The 16,282-nt window shown below is 35.3% G+C and carries 18 protein-coding genes; 16 read left to right on the top strand and 2 right to left on the bottom strand.

The features are described from left to right. Nucleotides 1-19: 19 nt before the first annotated feature. The 5 genes from ACFSO7_RS03310 to ACFSO7_RS03330 all read left to right on the top strand — a co-directional run bounded on the left by ACFSO7_RS03310 (nt 20) and on the right by ACFSO7_RS03330 (nt 4,941). Nucleotides 20-742, top strand: a complete 723-nt coding sequence (locus tag ACFSO7_RS03310; protein ID WP_377875287.1) for an SDR family oxidoreductase — start codon at nt 20-22, stop codon at nt 740-742. A 452-nt stretch (nt 743-1,194) separates the two neighbouring features. Next, nucleotides 1,195-2,313, top strand: coding sequence for a GAF domain-containing sensor histidine kinase (locus tag ACFSO7_RS03315; RefSeq protein WP_377875289.1), 1,119 nt, complete (start codon nt 1,195-1,197; stop codon nt 2,311-2,313). 14 nt (nt 2,314-2,327) lie between these two features. After that, nucleotides 2,328-2,972, top strand: a complete 645-nt coding sequence (locus ACFSO7_RS03320) for a response regulator (protein WP_377875291.1) — start codon at nt 2,328-2,330, stop codon at nt 2,970-2,972. A 196-nt stretch (nt 2,973-3,168) separates the two neighbouring features. After that, nucleotides 3,169-3,702 (top strand): NADPH-dependent FMN reductase, encoded by a 534-nt coding sequence (locus tag ACFSO7_RS03325; protein ID WP_377875293.1) that lies wholly within the window; start codon nt 3,169-3,171, stop codon nt 3,700-3,702. 3 nt (nt 3,703-3,705) lie between these two features. Beyond that, nucleotides 3,706-4,941 (top strand): MFS transporter, encoded by a 1,236-nt coding sequence (locus tag ACFSO7_RS03330; RefSeq protein WP_377875294.1) that lies wholly within the window; start codon nt 3,706-3,708, stop codon nt 4,939-4,941. 44 nt (nt 4,942-4,985) lie between these two features. On the opposite strand, the gene ACFSO7_RS03335 is transcribed toward ACFSO7_RS03330, so the two are convergent. Further along, a complete protein-coding gene (locus ACFSO7_RS03335; RefSeq protein WP_377875296.1) occupies nt 4,986-5,228 on the bottom strand; it encodes a YhdB family protein in 243 nt (80 codons plus the stop codon). 162 nt (nt 5,229-5,390) lie between these two features. On the opposite strand from ACFSO7_RS03335, the gene ACFSO7_RS03340 reads away from it, so the two are divergent. The 10 genes from ACFSO7_RS03340 (at nt 5,391) to ACFSO7_RS03385 (ending at nt 14,834) form a co-directional block, all read left to right on the top strand. After that, nucleotides 5,391-6,383, top strand: a complete 993-nt coding sequence (locus tag ACFSO7_RS03340; protein WP_377875298.1) for a M14 family zinc carboxypeptidase — start codon at nt 5,391-5,393, stop codon at nt 6,381-6,383. An 11-nt stretch (nt 6,384-6,394) separates the two neighbouring features. Beyond that, a complete protein-coding gene (locus ACFSO7_RS03345; RefSeq protein WP_377875300.1) occupies nt 6,395-6,712 on the top strand; it encodes a DUF3889 domain-containing protein in 318 nt (105 codons plus the stop codon). Between the two features lie 115 nt (nt 6,713-6,827). Next, nucleotides 6,828-8,243 carry a SpoVR family protein gene (locus ACFSO7_RS03350; RefSeq protein WP_377875301.1) on the top strand — a complete coding sequence of 472 codons (1,416 nt, stop codon included), beginning with the start codon at nt 6,828-6,830 and terminating at the stop codon, nt 8,241-8,243. Nucleotides 8,244-8,435: 192 nt separating this feature from the next. Next, nucleotides 8,436-9,260, top strand: coding sequence for a GNAT family N-acetyltransferase (locus ACFSO7_RS03355; RefSeq protein WP_377875303.1), 825 nt, complete (start codon nt 8,436-8,438; stop codon nt 9,258-9,260). A gap of 26 nt (nt 9,261-9,286) precedes the next feature. Next, nucleotides 9,287-10,306: a phosphotransferase enzyme family protein gene (locus ACFSO7_RS03360; protein WP_377875305.1), complete on the top strand. Its 1,020-nt coding sequence runs from the start codon at nt 9,287-9,289 to the stop codon at nt 10,304-10,306. 22 nt (nt 10,307-10,328) lie between these two features. Next, a complete protein-coding gene (locus ACFSO7_RS03365) occupies nt 10,329-11,561 on the top strand; it encodes an outer membrane protein assembly factor BamB family protein (RefSeq protein ID WP_377875307.1) in 1,233 nt (410 codons plus the stop codon). A 210-nt stretch (nt 11,562-11,771) separates the two neighbouring features. Next, nucleotides 11,772-12,542, top strand: coding sequence for a FixH family protein (locus ACFSO7_RS03370; RefSeq protein WP_377875309.1), 771 nt, complete (start codon nt 11,772-11,774; stop codon nt 12,540-12,542). A 151-nt stretch (nt 12,543-12,693) separates the two neighbouring features. Continuing rightward, nucleotides 12,694-12,795: a MerR family transcriptional regulator gene (locus tag ACFSO7_RS03375; RefSeq protein ID WP_377876422.1), complete on the top strand. Its 102-nt coding sequence runs from the start codon at nt 12,694-12,696 to the stop codon at nt 12,793-12,795. A gap of 216 nt (nt 12,796-13,011) precedes the next feature. Continuing rightward, nucleotides 13,012-14,322 carry a hemolysin family protein gene (locus ACFSO7_RS03380; RefSeq protein ID WP_377875311.1) on the top strand — a complete coding sequence of 437 codons (1,311 nt, stop codon included), beginning with the start codon at nt 13,012-13,014 and terminating at the stop codon, nt 14,320-14,322. Between the two features lie 107 nt (nt 14,323-14,429). After that, nucleotides 14,430-14,834, top strand: a complete 405-nt coding sequence (locus tag ACFSO7_RS03385; RefSeq protein ID WP_377875313.1) for a YbaN family protein — start codon at nt 14,430-14,432, stop codon at nt 14,832-14,834. A 7-nt stretch (nt 14,835-14,841) separates the two neighbouring features. Here ACFSO7_RS03385 and ACFSO7_RS03390 read toward each other — a convergent pair whose 3' ends face one another. Continuing rightward, complete coding sequence (locus ACFSO7_RS03390) at nt 14,842-15,672, bottom strand: EcsC family protein (RefSeq protein WP_377875314.1); 831 nt, start codon at nt 15,670-15,672, stop codon at nt 14,842-14,844. A gap of 161 nt (nt 15,673-15,833) precedes the next feature. Here ACFSO7_RS03390 and ACFSO7_RS03395 point away from each other — a divergent pair, with 161 nt between their 5' ends. Beyond that, entirely contained in the window at nt 15,834-16,247 is a 414-nt protein-coding gene (locus ACFSO7_RS03395; RefSeq protein ID WP_377875316.1) for a hypothetical protein, read from the top strand. The last annotated feature ends 35 nt before the right edge of the window (nt 16,248-16,282 follow it).

A 16,282-nucleotide genomic window follows, 5' to 3' on the forward strand; every position in this document is an offset into this window, starting at 1 on the left:
CAGGAAAGGAAGATACATTATGATAAAAGATCAAGTAGCCATTGTAACAGGAGCATCTCGTGGAATTGGGAAAGAAATTGCTTTAAAACTGGCTAAAGAAGGGGCCAAACTGACACTGGTTGGCAGCTCTCAAGATATCAATCAATCAGCGCAAGATTTAATTGAAAAAGGATTTTCAAATGTCATTGCTGTTCAAGCGAATGTTGCTAATGAAGACGATATGAATAGAGTTGTACAATCGACCTTAGATCAATTTGGTCAGATTGATTTACTTGTGAATAATGCAGGAATAGGTTTCTTTAAATTGACAGAAGAGGTCACTTTGGAAGAATGGCGAAAAGTGTTCGAGGTCAATGTTCAAGGTGTGTTTTTAGGAGCAAAAGTAGTCATTCCACATATGAAGGAGCGCAAATCGGGAACAATTATTACGATTTCATCAGATGTTGGACGTTACACGATACCTAACGGTGCAGCCTATACGGCCACTAAATACGCGGTCCAAGGTTTTTCTGGCTCTCTAGCACAAGAAGTTCGAGAGTATGGAATTCGTGTCGGAACGATTAATCCTGGAATGGTGGACACTTATTTTGCAAACTCCACCCAAGGCTTACCGGAAAAGGAAGAATGGTTAAAGGTTGAAGATATCGCGAACGCGGTTGTCTATATGGCTTCCGCACCGAAGCATATGCTAATTGATGAAATTGTATTGCATCCACTAGTTCAGAAATATCCAATTGCATAATGATTATGTTGACCCAGGAAGATATGCTTCTTCTTGGGTCTTTTTTTAAAAATTGTGATTGCTTTGTCATTAAAGCGGAACAAATTGTGACAAAGTCCGATAGAATTGTGAACTTGTCCGATAGACCGCCGAAAATCTTCAATAGACTAGACTTATTGTCCGATAGACCGCTGAATTTGTTCGATAGAAGTCCACTGCGACCTTTAACTCAGTAGAATTTGTCTGACAAACAAGTTCGGTAATCAAAAATTCGGATAAAAATGTTTGGAAAAGAAGTTTGACAGCCCCATAGTTCTGTGAAAATAATAGAACTTTTTCATCAGATGGTGTGAGTCAGCGAATCATGTGAGTTTCTTATACAACTTTAGTCTGAAGTCCTCTCATGCTATTTTCTAAGGTCGAATTTTAACAAACAAGATATAATAGAGAAAACAAAATATTGGAGGAGTCAGATGGAAGACAGGACACATCATTCAGAATTATTAGTATTAAAAGAGATCGCTGAACTATTGAATAAAGAGACAGAAATTTATGGAATGTTGTCAGGAGTACTTCAAAAATTACTCCAAGTTACAGGAATGGATTCTGGTTGGATTTTTTTAGTCGATGAAAAAGGTTCATTTGAACTGGCTGCACATGAAAATCTACCACCTGCATTAAATTATCAAGACTGTGCACCAATGTGTAAAGGCGGTTGCTGGTGTCTTGATCGCTATAACGATGGTAGATTGGAAAAAGCGACGAATATCATAGCTTGCAAACGAATTGAAGATGCCATCCTTCATAACTGGGGAGATACATTAGGAATTACTCATCATGCATCCGTTCCTCTTCGTGCAGGCAAAGAAAAGTTTGGAATATTAAACGTCGGTTCTCCTAATAAAACTTTCTTTCATCCGGACGAATTAGCGTTATTAGAATCGATTGCGTATCAAATTGGAACAGCATTGAAGCGAATTAAATTAATTCAAAAAGAGCAGGAAATGGCTTTAACAGCAGAACGCAATCGTCTTGCGAGAGATTTACATGATTCGGTGAACCAAATATTGTTTTCATTGAGCTTGACCGCCAGAGGTGGACGGGAAATGACCGAGCATGAAGAAGTGAAGGAGACCTTCTCTTATATTCAAGACTTGGCTCAAGAAGCATTGACAGAAATGAGAGCTCTAATTTGGCAGCTACGACCACAAGGACTTGAAAACGGTGTAGTTTCGGCGTTAAGTAGTTATGGAAATATGCTTGGATTGAAAGTAAAGACTAATGTAAAAGGATTAATATGCTTACCAGGAAGAGTAGAGGAAACCGTTTGGAGAATCGGTCAAGAAGCTTTAGCTAATTGTAAAAAACATTCTCAGCAGGGTGAAGTGGATATTCAGTTAATTGTTCAAAAACATCATTTCAATATGACGATTGAGGACTTCGGCTGTGGGTTTAATTATGATCAAAATCAAGAGCTTCCTTCTCTAGGACTAAAAAGCATGAAAGAACGAACAGAAGCAATGAATGGAACATTTGAATTACAAAGTTATCCTGGAAAAGGCACGAAACTACTAGTAAGAATTCCAATTTAAAGGAGGAAAAAAGTATGGCCATCAAACTTTTAATAGCAGATGATCATCACATCGTCAGGCGTGGACTAGTTTTTTTCTTAAAAACACAAAAAGAAATTGAAGTGATCGGGGAAGCCAAAAACGGACAAGAAGCGGTTGAAATGACGAAAAAATTAAACCCTGATCTTGTTCTCATGGATTTAGACATGCCAATTATGGACGGAATTGAGGCAACTAAACAAATTAAAGCTATTTTGCCCGAAATGAAAATTATGATTTTAACAAGCTTTTCCGATCAGGATCATGTCATTCCAGCAATTGAAGCGGGCGCTTCTGGCTATCAACTAAAAGATATCGAGCCCGATGAACTAGTCCGATCGATCAAAAGAATTCTTGAAGGCGAGAATCAACTACACCCAAAAGCAACGACACATCTATTATCTCATTTATCCAATAAAAGTAGAGATGTGAAGCAACCGATTGATGAATTAACAAAAAGAGAATTAGATGTGTTATTAGAAATTGCCAAGGGAAAAAGTAATAAGGAAATTGCATTGGCCCTCTTTATTACTGAAAAAACAGTGAAAACTCATGTTTCCAATGTGTTGGCGAAATTAGATCTGCAGGATCGAACACAAGCTGCCCTTTTTGCTGTTCGAAATGGATTAATGGAAAACTAGCATTATGTTTACTTAGCTACATCGCCTATTTATTCATGGTGGTGTATTTTTTTGCTCATCTACGACTAAAGTCTGAAGTGGGGACTAGTAAATCTCAAGCAAATGTTGGAGTCAGATTTCAAGCCTTCTTACGATATGTAAATCTATTTCTTCTCTTATAATAAAGACATATAAAAAAGTTAGGAGAGAAATGAAAATGAAATTATTAATTATTAATGGTAGTCCAAGAAAAAATGGTCGTACAGGTATTGTGATGAGAAGTATTGCAAAGATGTATGAAATGGAAAGTATTGACTTAAGTGGTGACGAGGCAGTTCCATTATATAATGGTGCGGATGAACAAGATCAACTTGAAAGTGTCATCAATCTACGAAATAAAGTGAAAGAGGCAGATGGGATTATTCTAGCTTCCCCCGAATACCATAGCGGGATGAGTGGAGTGCTAAAAAATGCTTTAGATTTTCTAGGAAGTGAGCATTTTAAACATAAACCGGTTGCCTTGCTAGCTGTAGCAGGTGGAGGTAAGGGTGGAATAAATGCTTTAAACAATATGAGGACAGTTATGAGAGGATTGTATGCGAATACAATTCCGAAGCAACTCGTTTTAGATCCTATTTGCTTTGATTATGACAACGACTCAATAAAAGAGGATCCGTCTAAATTAGTCGACAGCTTAGTAGAAGAATTAAAGCTTTATTCTAAAAGCTACCTCGTTTTAAAAGAGGTGTAAACGATGAATGAACTATATAAAGATCGGCGGTTTTACTTTATTCTTGCGGCAAATCTACTTTCATCGATTGGTTCAGGTATTACGATGATAGCCGTGCCATGGCTTTTAGTTTCAAAAGGGGACGGAGCGACTATCTTCGGATATGCAACCATCGCCATGACGGTTATAAATTTTATCATGTCCCCATTTATTGGGCAGTGGATTGACCGCTTCTCAAGGAAGAAAATGTTAATGATTGGGGAAGCCATTGGCTTTTTGATGATCTTGGGTTTTGCCATTAGTGGCTTTGCTGGGATTGAATATGGAAATTGGCATTATATGATACTATATGGAACAGGAAGCTTTTACTATAATCTTTTTTATCCGGGAATGTTTGCATTAAATCAAGAAATATTTCCGAAAAGCGTTTACAAGTCATTAAATGGTGCAATGGAGATTCAAGGTCAGCTTTCAAGTGTGATCGCGGGTGCATTAGCCGCTCTTGTTATTGGAAAAATTAATTTAGAGTGGATGTTATTGTTTGATGCGATGACCTATATAAGCGCTTTTTGCCTCTTCTGGGCTATTCCATATGTGCGGGGGGAAGCAATTTCTGAAAATGCAGACACGTTTTGGCTGAAATTAACTGAAGGATATCGCTATATGAAAAAACGGCCGAAATTATTTTTCTTTTTAATGGCTTCATTCATGCCTTTCATTGGTGTAATGGTAACTAATTATTTATTTCCTGTTTATTTATCCGATGTTTTAAAGGTAGATGGTTCAATTTATGGAGCACAAAGCATGGTATATGGGATTGGAGCTGTTTTAGCAGGTTTGCTTATTCCAGTTCTATCAAATAAATTAGGAAACCAGAACTCAATCGTTTTAACGACACTTATTTATACTATGGGGATCAGTGTAATTGTATTTGTAAAAATTGTTCCACTATATCTCGTTTTCATTTCTTTATTGGCATTCGGGAATGCCGGCACCCGTGTTGCAAGAAATTCATACTTAATGGATTCAGTCCCTAATCAAATCGTTGGCAGAGTCGATAGTTTGTTCCGTACGATTGGACTTGGAATCCGAGTTTTATTATTAACACTATTTACTTATGTTAACTCAGAACTACAGGTACACTATAGTTTTTATGCTTTAGCAGCACTACTAATCACTTCATTAGTAATTGTTATTTTCACAAAAAATACTTCACAAAAAAAAGCAGACATAATTTTGAAAGAAGTTGGGCAAAGCTAAGAGGGCTAGATAAATAGCCCTCTTTTTTATGGGGAGAATTATTTTCACATAAAATGGTATTCGTTTTCTTCGTGTACATTTGTATTTGCATGGTCGATGTATCGTAATAAGGCGTATAAATGTTTTTCAAGTACGGAATAGTCTTTCTCAAAATGATATGCGTGTAGAAAATGTTCAATTTTTTTTGATAAAAATTGGTCCTCCGTCCGTACCATTAAAATCAATAAATTATCCCATTGGGAGCGGTGAGTGTAGTATAAAGCACGATCATAATCAACAATATTCATTTCCTCTCCTCCTTGGTAGGAGCATGTGATTAGTGTATGACGTTCTTTAAGAAAGTTACCCGACAAATGTTGGACTTGCTGATAGGATAAGGTTTTCAACATTTTCCTGTATATTGTTTTTCACCTGAGGAAGACTGTGGGGATATATGAAAGGGTGTTTGTATGAAGAAGCAGGTTTTTTGTTTGATTATTATGTTTTTCCTATTTTCCAATGTAGTATCAGCAAGTGTCGTAAATCCCCATCAAACCTATACATATGAAAAAATGAAAGCCGATATTTGGGAATTAAAGAAAAAGTATCGCAAAGATTTACAAGTAAAGACCATTGGTTATTCACATTTTGGTCGGAAAATTTTTGCCGTGAAGTTAGGAAAAGGGGAAAAGAATATACTTTTGATTGGTGCCCATCATGGCAGAGAATGGCTAACAAGCTCTTTAATGATGGAGATGTTAGAAACGTATACCGATGCTTATCACAAAAATGAAAAAATTGGAACTGATTCATCCAAGCTGCTAGATGAGGTCTCCATCTGGTTTGTACCGATGTTGAACCCAGATGGAGTAACAATTCAACAAAACGGGATAAATGAATTTCCAAAATATCATCGGGACAATCTTCTAAAAATGAATTTGGAGTCGTCAGATTTTACAAGATGGAAGGCAAATGGAATGGGAGTGGATCTTAATCGGCAATATCCAACCGGATGGAAGAAACTAGTTACTGATAACATAACAGACCCTTCGTATCAATTTTATAAAGGGAAAAAACCCATTTCAACCCATGAAACGAAGTCAATTGTAAAGTTTACGAAAAAAATAAAGCCTATTATCGCTGTATCTTATCATACGGCAGGTCGTGAAATTTTTTGGAATTATGGAAATGGGGAAAATAAACAAAGGGACTATATGATTGCTAGTAAAGCTGCAGAATTAACAGGATACGATCTGGCAGCTCCACCTGAAAATGCAACGGGTGCTGGCTATACGGATTGGTTTATTAGCACTTTTCATCAGCCGGCATTGACGATTGAACTAAGTTATTTAGTTGGTGAAACCAACCCACCATTAAATGTATTTGATGAAGAATGGGATCGAAATAAATTATTAGGAATGATGTTAGCAAAAGAAGCAAAAAATATAAATACACTTAAATAGGAAAGTAGGAAATGAAATTGAGAAAATTAATCTTCCTGTCAGCATGTTTATTTTTTTTTAGCGGTATGAGCCAAGTGCATGCCGAGAAAATTGATTATGTGAAATATGGAAATATTGCGATCGCTGTTGCAAAAGCAGATTACCCAGGAGATCCAGTTACAGATTATCAATACTTGGGAAGAGAAAAAATATCTGAGACTGATGTTCAAGACTCCTTTAAATTTCAACTGAAGGAAAACGGGAAACCCGTCACAGTTGTTATTAAAGTAAAGCATAGCATCCAAAACAATAAACTATTATCGCTTAATGTTGAAGAGGTGAAGCAATAGCCCTAAAATGGGTTATTGCTTTTCTATATATCTAAAAAATCGAGTCTAACTTTGTTTTCATCATTCCCCCAACATGTTCATACATTGTGATAAGAGGATAAAGGGGGAGTGACGGATGAACGAGCAGGGTCGAAAAGATTTGGAATATGCGATCGCCGAAATAACTGAAATTGCGAAGGGCTTCGGTTTAGATTTTTACCCGATGCGGTATGAGATTTGTCCGGCTGATATTATTTATACCTTTGGTGCGTATGGGATGCCAACCCGCTTTTCACATTGGAGCTTCGGGAAACAATTTCATAAAATGAAACTGCATTATGATCTAGGTTTAAGTAAAATTTATGAGCTAGTCATTAATTCTAATCCTTGTTACGCGTTTTTGCTCGATTCTAATGCATTAATACAAAATAAACTCATAGTCGCGCATGTATTAGCCCACTGTGATTTTTTTAAAAATAATGTTAGGTTCCAAAACACGAAAAGAGATATGGTTGAGAGTATGGCTGCAACAGCAGAAAGAATTAGCCAATATGAAATTTTATATGGGAAGCAAGAAGTGGAATCTTTTCTAGACGCTGTATTAGCTATTGAGGAGCATATTGACCCATCATTAATGAGGCCAAAGTTAAATTGGACATTAGAGGATCTAGATGGAGAAGAAGAAGTAGAGAAACCTAGTGCTTCCCCTTACGATGATCTTTGGAAACTAGATGAGAAAGATAAACAAGTAGTTCCTAAACGGACAAAGAAGAAATTCCCGCCACAACCAGAAAAAGATTTGCTCTTATTTATTGAGTCATACAGCCGAGAGTTAAAGGAGTGGCAACGTGACATTTTAACGATGATGCGCGAGGAAATGCTTTATTTCTGGCCGCAGCTTGAGACAAAAATCATGAACGAAGGCTGGGCTTCGTTCTGGCATCAGCGTATTTTACGTGAAATGGAGTTAACAAGCGGCGAAGCGATTGAATTCGCAAAGCTAAATGCAGGTGTTGTTCAACCATCGAAAACAGGGATTAATCCCTATTATTTAGGAATTAAAATTTTTGAAGACATTGAAGAGCGTTTCGACAATCCAACAGAAGAAATGATCCGACGTGGGGTGAAACCTGGCTCTGGCCGGGAAAAAATGTTCGAAGTGCGTGAAATCGAATCGGATATTTCCTTCCTCCGTAACTATCTTACAAAGGATTTAGTTATGCGCGAGGATATGTACTTGTTCCAAAAACAAGGTAAGGATTATAAAATCGTCGATAAAGAGTGGGAGCATGTTCGCGATCAGCTAGTAGGCATGCGCGTCAACGGTGGCTTCCCCTATATCACTGTTAATGATGGCGATTATTTGAAAAATGGAGAGCTCTATTTAAAACATTGGTATGAAGGAATTGAACTCGATCTGAAATATTTAGAAAAGGTACTTCCTTATATTAGCCAACTTTGGGGTAGACCCGTCCATATGGAAAGTGTGATTGAGGGAAGAAATATGCTGTTCACATATGATGGAAAAGGGATTCATCGGAAATATTTATAATCAAAAAGGTTGCTGAATTTTTCAGCAGCCTTTTATTATTCTAAAATTGGAGGGAAAAAATCCAAAATTAAGAAATAGTTAAGAAATAGTTTAGGAGAAGTTAAAACATTTTGTTTATAATTATACTAACCAATAAAATAAGATAATCGTACCTCATTTAACAAAAAGATAGCAGTTAGGAGGGGCTTAGAAATGATTATTGAATTAAAAAAAGAAAATTTTTATATATGTAAAGACCTTATTAATCCCAAAGGTCAATTAGAGGTAAAAGCAATCATCGAGGGCATTAATCCAGGACGTATTTTTATTGATAATTTTGAATCTCCGAGGTCAGGACTTATTTGGCAAGGGAATAATGATGGCTTTTATTTCATTGGAGAGTCAAACAATGATCAATTTAATGCGGAAATCAATCACTTTATTGAATGCAAAATTGCAATAGAGGCAAAGGAATTGGGCTTAGTTTGGTTTGAAGGATTTGGAAATCACTCTGATTGGAATCCGACAATTGAAGAACTATTTAAACATCGTGACTTAGGTAAATGGAACCAGAGAGCATATAAACTAGACAAGGAAAACTATCTTCATACTAATGAGCCTGTTATTCAACAAGAATTTAAGGTGCAAAAAATAACGAAAGTATTTTATGAATCTAATTCTATGAAAAATAACGATTTTCTGAATTCGAAAATATTAGAATTTTGGCCAACTTCAGATGATTTCTTCGAAAATGGAGGAATCGGGTATGTTGCCATTTATAACGATGAAATCGTCAGTTTATGTTTCTCAGGATTTATTGCAGATAATGTTCACGGCATTGATATCGAAACTTTATCTGGATTTCGTGGAAACAAGCTTGCTCGAAAATTAGCACATGCTTTTGTACAAGAATGTTTAAGAAATGATGTTATTCCTTACTGGGATTGTATGGAAGGAAATAAACCATCCGTAACAGTCGCTGAAAGTATTGGGTTTATACAGGATTTAAGCTTTATAGGTTATGAATTTCGTTTTTAAATATACATAGTTAGAAGGTTAGTAGAATGCTAAAAAGTATTGAAGAATTATATAGTAAAGAAATATTAAACGAAGTATTTGCTCGTTATGGCATCCAAGAAAATGATGCGAATTTTCTTGGTGGATTTGATAGTTATGTGTACGAGTATAAAAATGATAGAAACAATTTGATTTTAAAAGTAACCCATTCCTTCAGAAGAACCAAAGAAGAGGTTATGGATGAAATAAATTGGTTGCAATATTTAAAAGAAAATAAGGTTTCTGTCTCAGGTGTTCTTCCGTCAATAAATGGAAACTTAGTTGAAGTTTATCCATTAGGGGAAGGTAATTATTTTTTATCAACTCTGTATGAAAAAGCTCTAGGCACATCACCAACTATAGAAGATTGGAATGAAAAGCTATTTGAAGAGTGGGGGCAAATCACTGGGAGACTCCATTCACTAGCAATTGACTATAAACCACTTCAGTGGAGTCGAAAGAACTGGCTAGATGAGGAATATTTGAATGTGGAGAAATATATCCTAAACGACCAAGAAATAGTTAGAGAAAAATCCCTCAACTTAGTCAAAAAGATGAAGGAACTTCCAAAAAATAAGAATCAATTTGGAATTGTGCATGGTGATTTACATTACATGAATTTTTTTCTGAATCAAGGAGAAATTCAATTATTCGACTTTGATGATATTCATTATAACTTCTTTATAAATGATTTGGCGGTTATCATATTCTATGCTTATTGGCGACCTTTGTCAGAGTATAAAAATGAGAATGAGTTTGAGAAAATGCTTCTTCATTTTTTTAAAGGATATTTAAAAGAAAAAACAATGGATAAAGAATTGTTTCTCCTTCTACCTGAATTTCTAAAGGTTAGACATCTCATTCTTTACATTGCTGCACTACAAGAAATTGATCCTATGTCGCAGAGTGAAGAAGAAGGAAAATTTTTAGTAGGGCTTAAAGAAGTGATCGAAAAAGATTATCCAATTGTAGCGTTAAACTTTGAAGAATTTTGGCACAACCACATTGAAGTTGAAATAAAAAAATAACAAAGTCAAGGGAGATACAGTGATGGAACAAACAGTGCAATCAGTTGAAAAAGATACAGTCCACTTTCGAAATGATCTTCAACGTTCAGGAGTTTATTCGACAAAAGAGGTAACATCTTTTCAAAAAATGAAATGGAATGTTAAAACGGATGGCAGAATTTATTCCTCACCTGTCATTTATCAAGAGACGGTGTATAACGGGAGTGAAGATGGAAATCTTTACGCCATTAACAAAATGACTGGTGAGATCAAATGGAAATTTAAAACAGAAGGGGCAGTTCGTTCTTCAGTGGCGATTTCCAATGGGATGGCCTATTTTACAAGTATGGATGGATCTCTTTACGCGATTCATATTGAAACTGGGGAAGTGAACTGGACTTTTAAAACAGAAGGAGAAGTAATGAAGGATCCTTGGGATTATTTTTTATCTTCACCGATTATTTTTGATGGAAAAGTTTATTTTGGTAGTGGAGACTTCCATATTTATGCAGTCGATGCATTGAATGGTGAAGAAGTTTGGAAGTATAAAACAGGAGGAGTGGTTCATGCATCTCCTGCCATTTATAATGAAACATTGTACATAGGAAGTTATGATGGGTATTTTTATGCTTTAGATGTAAATACAGGTGAAGCACGATGGATTTTTAGAACAATTGGAGACACTTGGTTCCCAAATGGTGATATCCAAGGTTCTGCATGTGTTGTAGATGGGATTGTTTATTTTGGAAGCCGTGATTATAATCTTTATGCTTTAGATGCTGAGACAGGTAGAGGAAAATGGAATTTTAAAGCTCCTGGAACTTGGATAATCACAACTCCAACAGTGAAGGATGGTGTTGTCTATTTCGCAACATCGGATCACTCACAAATTTACGCAATGGATGCAAAAACTGGAGATTCTTGTTGGGCGTTCCCAGTGCATATTAACACATTTAGCTCGGGGGCTATTGCTGGAGACCATATTTATTTTGGAAATATGAACGGTAAATTATATGCATTGAATGTGAAAAATGGCAAAGAAGAATGGGAATTCCAAACAGAAGCAAGCAAAAAGTATTTCACTGAGTTACTTGATGAAGAGGGTAAGTTCGGTGAACCATTATTAGAAAAGCAACGTAATGTTAAAACGATACAAGATTTTATTGATCTATATGACTCGATTATGTCATTAGGATCGATTATCTCATCACCTGTCATAAATGATGGAACGATTTATTTTGGCAGCACTGATGGATCCATTTATGCAATCGAATAGTGATTTCGTTTCATTCATCTTAACGCCGATTTCCCTCTGAAATCGGCGTTTTAGATTTCACATATTGTTCACATATTGATGTTGTTAATTCGTACTTTGTCTATTACGATGGTATTGAGAATGATCATTATTTATAAAAGTGAAAAATTAAGGATATAATGGACGCATACTTATGAAAACGACCATTTGTAAAAAACAAAGGAGATTATCATGAAGAAATTAATTGTTGCACTTATTTTATTAATTGGAGTAATCGCAGGATGCTCGAGCAAAAAGGAGGAACAGCAAGCTGAGCCTTCATTAGAAATTATTGAAGTGAATATTCAGATTCCTGAAACGATTAATCCTAATGAAGAAGCAGTTATCCAGGCTGTTGTTACACAAGGGAAAGAAAAAGTGGACGATGCTAATGAAGTAAAATTCGAGATTGAAAAAGTGGGACAGCAAGAACATGAAATGCTTGAGGCTAAAAATGAAGGTAAAGGTGTCTATTCCATAAATAAGACTTTTACTGAAAATGGCAAGTATATTGTAACTTCTCATGTGACGGCAAGAGGTATGCACTCCATGCCAAACAAAGAATTTACAGTTGGTACAGTAGAAGAGGATCATTCCGAAAGCGATGCCGCTGGACATGAGGGTCATGAAGCTAGCCAAAATGATCAAGCAACTGGTCATGGACATCATGATTCAACAATAGAAATCCTTTTCAATCAAGATTCGGATATCGCAGTTAATAAAGAAGCCTTATTAAAGACAACAATTAAACATGAAGGTTCACCACTTTTAGGGGCAAAGGTGAGGTATGAAGTATTATTAGAAAACGAGAATACTCCACAATGGATTGAAACAAATGAAGATGGAGAAGGGAGCTATTCTGCAACGAATATATTTAAAAAAGCTGGAATGTATCACTTACAAATTCACGTGAATAAAGATGAAATTCACGACCATAAAATCGTTATGATTAATGTAAAATAAGTGAATAAAAAATGGCTGACTCACAGAGTTAGCCATTTTTTATTAGAATAATATAGAAAAAAGATGAAATCGTTGACTGTTAGGTTCGTTTTCATATACATTTATATTATCTATATTAAAAAGAGGTGAGACCATTGGGAAGTACTATCGAATTGGTGAGTTAGCGAAAATGATGGAGATTTCAATAAGAACCGTCGATTATTATCCCCAATCAGGTGTTTTGGATACTCATCGAACGGATTCAAAGCTATAAAACTTCCTTTTTGCTTATTCAAGCTATACGCAATGAATTTATAAATCTAAAAAGCTGTCAGTTTTGTTGCAATTAAATTTGTAGAAAATTGTCATGATTTTAGTACAAGGCAAGAGTAAACAGGAAGAATAAAAAATGAACTTTCATAATAAATACTATAAAACATAACACTAGGAGGTGTATTCCTTCACTGTATTCATACAGGAAGGAGATTATTTGGACATATTTAATTTGATCATGGTGGCAATTTTAATTGCTTTAACAGGTTTTTTTGTGGCAACAGAATTTGCGATTGTAAAAATAAGAAGTACCCGAATCGATCAATTGGTTGCAGAGGGGAATAAAAATGCAATTGCTGCCAAAACCTTGATCTCAAATTTAGACGAGTATTTATCTGCTTGTCAACTAGGTATTACGATAACTGCTTTAGGATTAGGTTGGTTAGGTGAAGAAACCATTGCGCATATTTTACATCCAGTTTTTGAAAAATTGAATTTTTCCGAATCTGTAGTAACTGTGACTTCTGTTTCAATCGCCTTTGCTCTTATAACCTTTTTACACGTTGTAGTAGGGGAGCTTGCACCGAAAACATTGGCTATACAAAAAGCAGAGCAGGTAACACTTTTATTTGCAAAGCCAGTTATTTTTTTCTATAAATTAATGTATCCAATCATCAAAACATTAAATGGTTCTGCACGACTTTTGACAGGCCTTTTTGGATTAAAAAGAGTATCTGAACATGAAATCGCTCATTCTGAGGAAGAGCTTAGAATGATTTTATCTGAAAGCTATAAGAGTGGGGAAATTAACCAGTCTGAATATAAATACGTAAATAATATCTTTGAATTTAATGATCGAATTGCAAAAGAAATTATGGTCCCAAGAACAGAAATGGTCGGATTTGAAAAAGACCTTACCATTGGAGAATTTATTTCGACAGCAACAGAAGAAAACTATACTCGTTATCCCATATACGAGGGTGACAAAGACCATATTGTCGGCATGATCAATATGAAAGAAGTATTAACAGACTTTGTTAAAAAGAGAAATATGGATGAGCCTATTATCAAATATTCTCGTCCTGTCATAAAAGTAATGGAATCCATGCCTATCCACGATCTACTATTAAAAATGCAAAAAGAACGTGTCCATATGGCGATTTTAGTTGATGAATACGGTGGTACAGCTGGGCTTGTGACGGTCGAAGATATTATTGAAGAAATTGTAGGAGACATTCGTGATGAATTTGACCATGATGAAGTACCAGATATCAAAAAAGTGAATGAAAATAAAACGATTATTGACGGAAAAGTTTTAATTGAGGAAGTCAATGATTTGTTTGGTCTAGATATTGATGATACAGATGTAGATACGATAAGTGGTTGGATTCTAACAGAGAAAATGGAAGCAAAAGAAGGCGACAAAATTGCATTAGGTGATTATGAATTTAAGATCCTTGAAATGGAAGGATATCATATCAAATCACTAGAAATAGTAAAAATGCTCGGACAAAAATCGTTAGCTTAATAATGAATTAAAAAGAAACTCTTGAATTATCAAGGGTTTCTTTACTTTTATGCTCTAGTTAAATAACATATAAGATATGTATCTTTTAAAGTAAGGGAAGTTTAAAAATGAAGGGATTACTGAAACCGCTACTAATTTTTTTAGGTTCGTTATTTGTGATATTAGGCGTCATTGGTATTGTTGTACCACTTATACCGACAACACCATTTCTTTTATTAGCTGCCTTTTGTTATGCGCGTTCATCAGAGAGAATGCACCGTTGGCTATTAAACACAAAATGGCTTGGAGCCTATATTAAAAGTTTTCAGTCAGGGGAGGGGATACCTCCTAAGGTAAAATATACAGCGATACTTGTTTTGTGGATTAGTTCTAGTTATTCCATATTTTTTATTATTCCACTTGTATGGGTAAGAATAGTAATTCTGTTGATTGTGATTTATATAACGTATTACATATGGTCGATTCCTAATAAGGAAAAAACAAATGTTAAATTTAATAAAGGAAGGAGTTGATCCTTCCTTATCGTTCTTCTAAATTATTTTCCAATGATATTCTATCTATATTAATCCTCTCAAGAATTCTTCTTTTTCGATATAGCATATCTCCTACTTCAGCAATATCCTTTATCATTGAACGATTTGTAAAAGCTCCGAAAAGTAGTCCGGCAACGGGGACCATTTGAAATAATTTTTTCCAACCGAATTGATCACGATAGGTATAAATTACCTCACGCCAGCCTTGTAACTGTAAAATCGCTTCACTACGCTGACTCTCTCTTTTATAGTATGAGGAAAGTTCCTTTAGAATCGCTTCTTTCCCGACAATATCGGAGGAAGTAAATTGTAAGCATTTAATAATAAACACTCTTTCATTTTTATCATTTGGATCAAAACCATATATAATGGCTATTTCCTGGAGTGTTTTTAATGATAATCCTAGAAGGGCGGGAATATCGATGGCTAGTGTAAACAAACCACCAAAACCGGTTGATGCTCCTTGAATCGCTGCTACTTTTACTCGTTTATCTGATATTTGTTGAGAGATTTGTTTCATTTTTGCTAAAGGAATGGTGGACACATCTTGTATCGATTCGATAGGAACATCAGCATTCTTTTGAATTGTCTTTAATAATTGTTTTTCTTGAATAAGGTATTTTCCACCGGTTTGAAGGTAGCTACCCATTTCTTCAAGGAGTAGACCAATTTTTTCATGGATAATTTTCGGTGTGATCTTATCTAATATTTTAAATGGCAAACGAGTGATTCGTTCCCAAAACCAAAGTCCACTTTGTTCTTTTTCCCATTTTTCAATGACCTGAAGTTCATCTATAAGTGTTTCTTTTGTTTCCAATTTCTCCGCCCACTTTCTTTGTAGGTTACAAATGTTATATAAAAAGGATAACATATGGAAATGAGGAAAACCAATGATGTAACACCACGTCAAAAAACTGGTTTACTTAAGTTAAAAATGGACATAATGGTTGCAATGTTAAAAAAAGGAGCTGAATGTAAATGTCTGGTCCAGCATTAAAGATGTTAGATTCTCACCGCTCTATTCATGAAGGGGCTTATCATGAAGCTAGTGAACTTACTGAAATTCTACTGAAATTACATATAGAACAAAAGTCCGAACAATCAATAGAAGTTGCCAATGCCTTATTAGAGAGTTGGAAAACAAGAACATTGGCCCATGCACAGTCAGAGGAAGAAGGCCTTTATCAAGAAAAGATGAAGGAAAGTCCGGAAATGGAAAAGGCAGTAATCGGCTTAATACGGGATCACGAAATTATGAGAGTAATGGCAAAGGAAATTGAAGAAAAATTAGAAGAAAAAAAGGTAACAGATGAAATGATTTATCTATTTAGATCACTGCTCATCATGGTGAAAATTCATAGCAATGAGGAAGAAAAGTATTTATTGCTGTAAACACAGGAAAATGCCCTCTTACTGACAAGAGGGCA

Source organism: Bacillus sp. CGMCC 1.16607 (assembly GCF_042683745.1).
Lineage (GTDB): Bacteria > Bacillota > Bacilli > Bacillales > Cytobacillaceae > Pseudoneobacillus.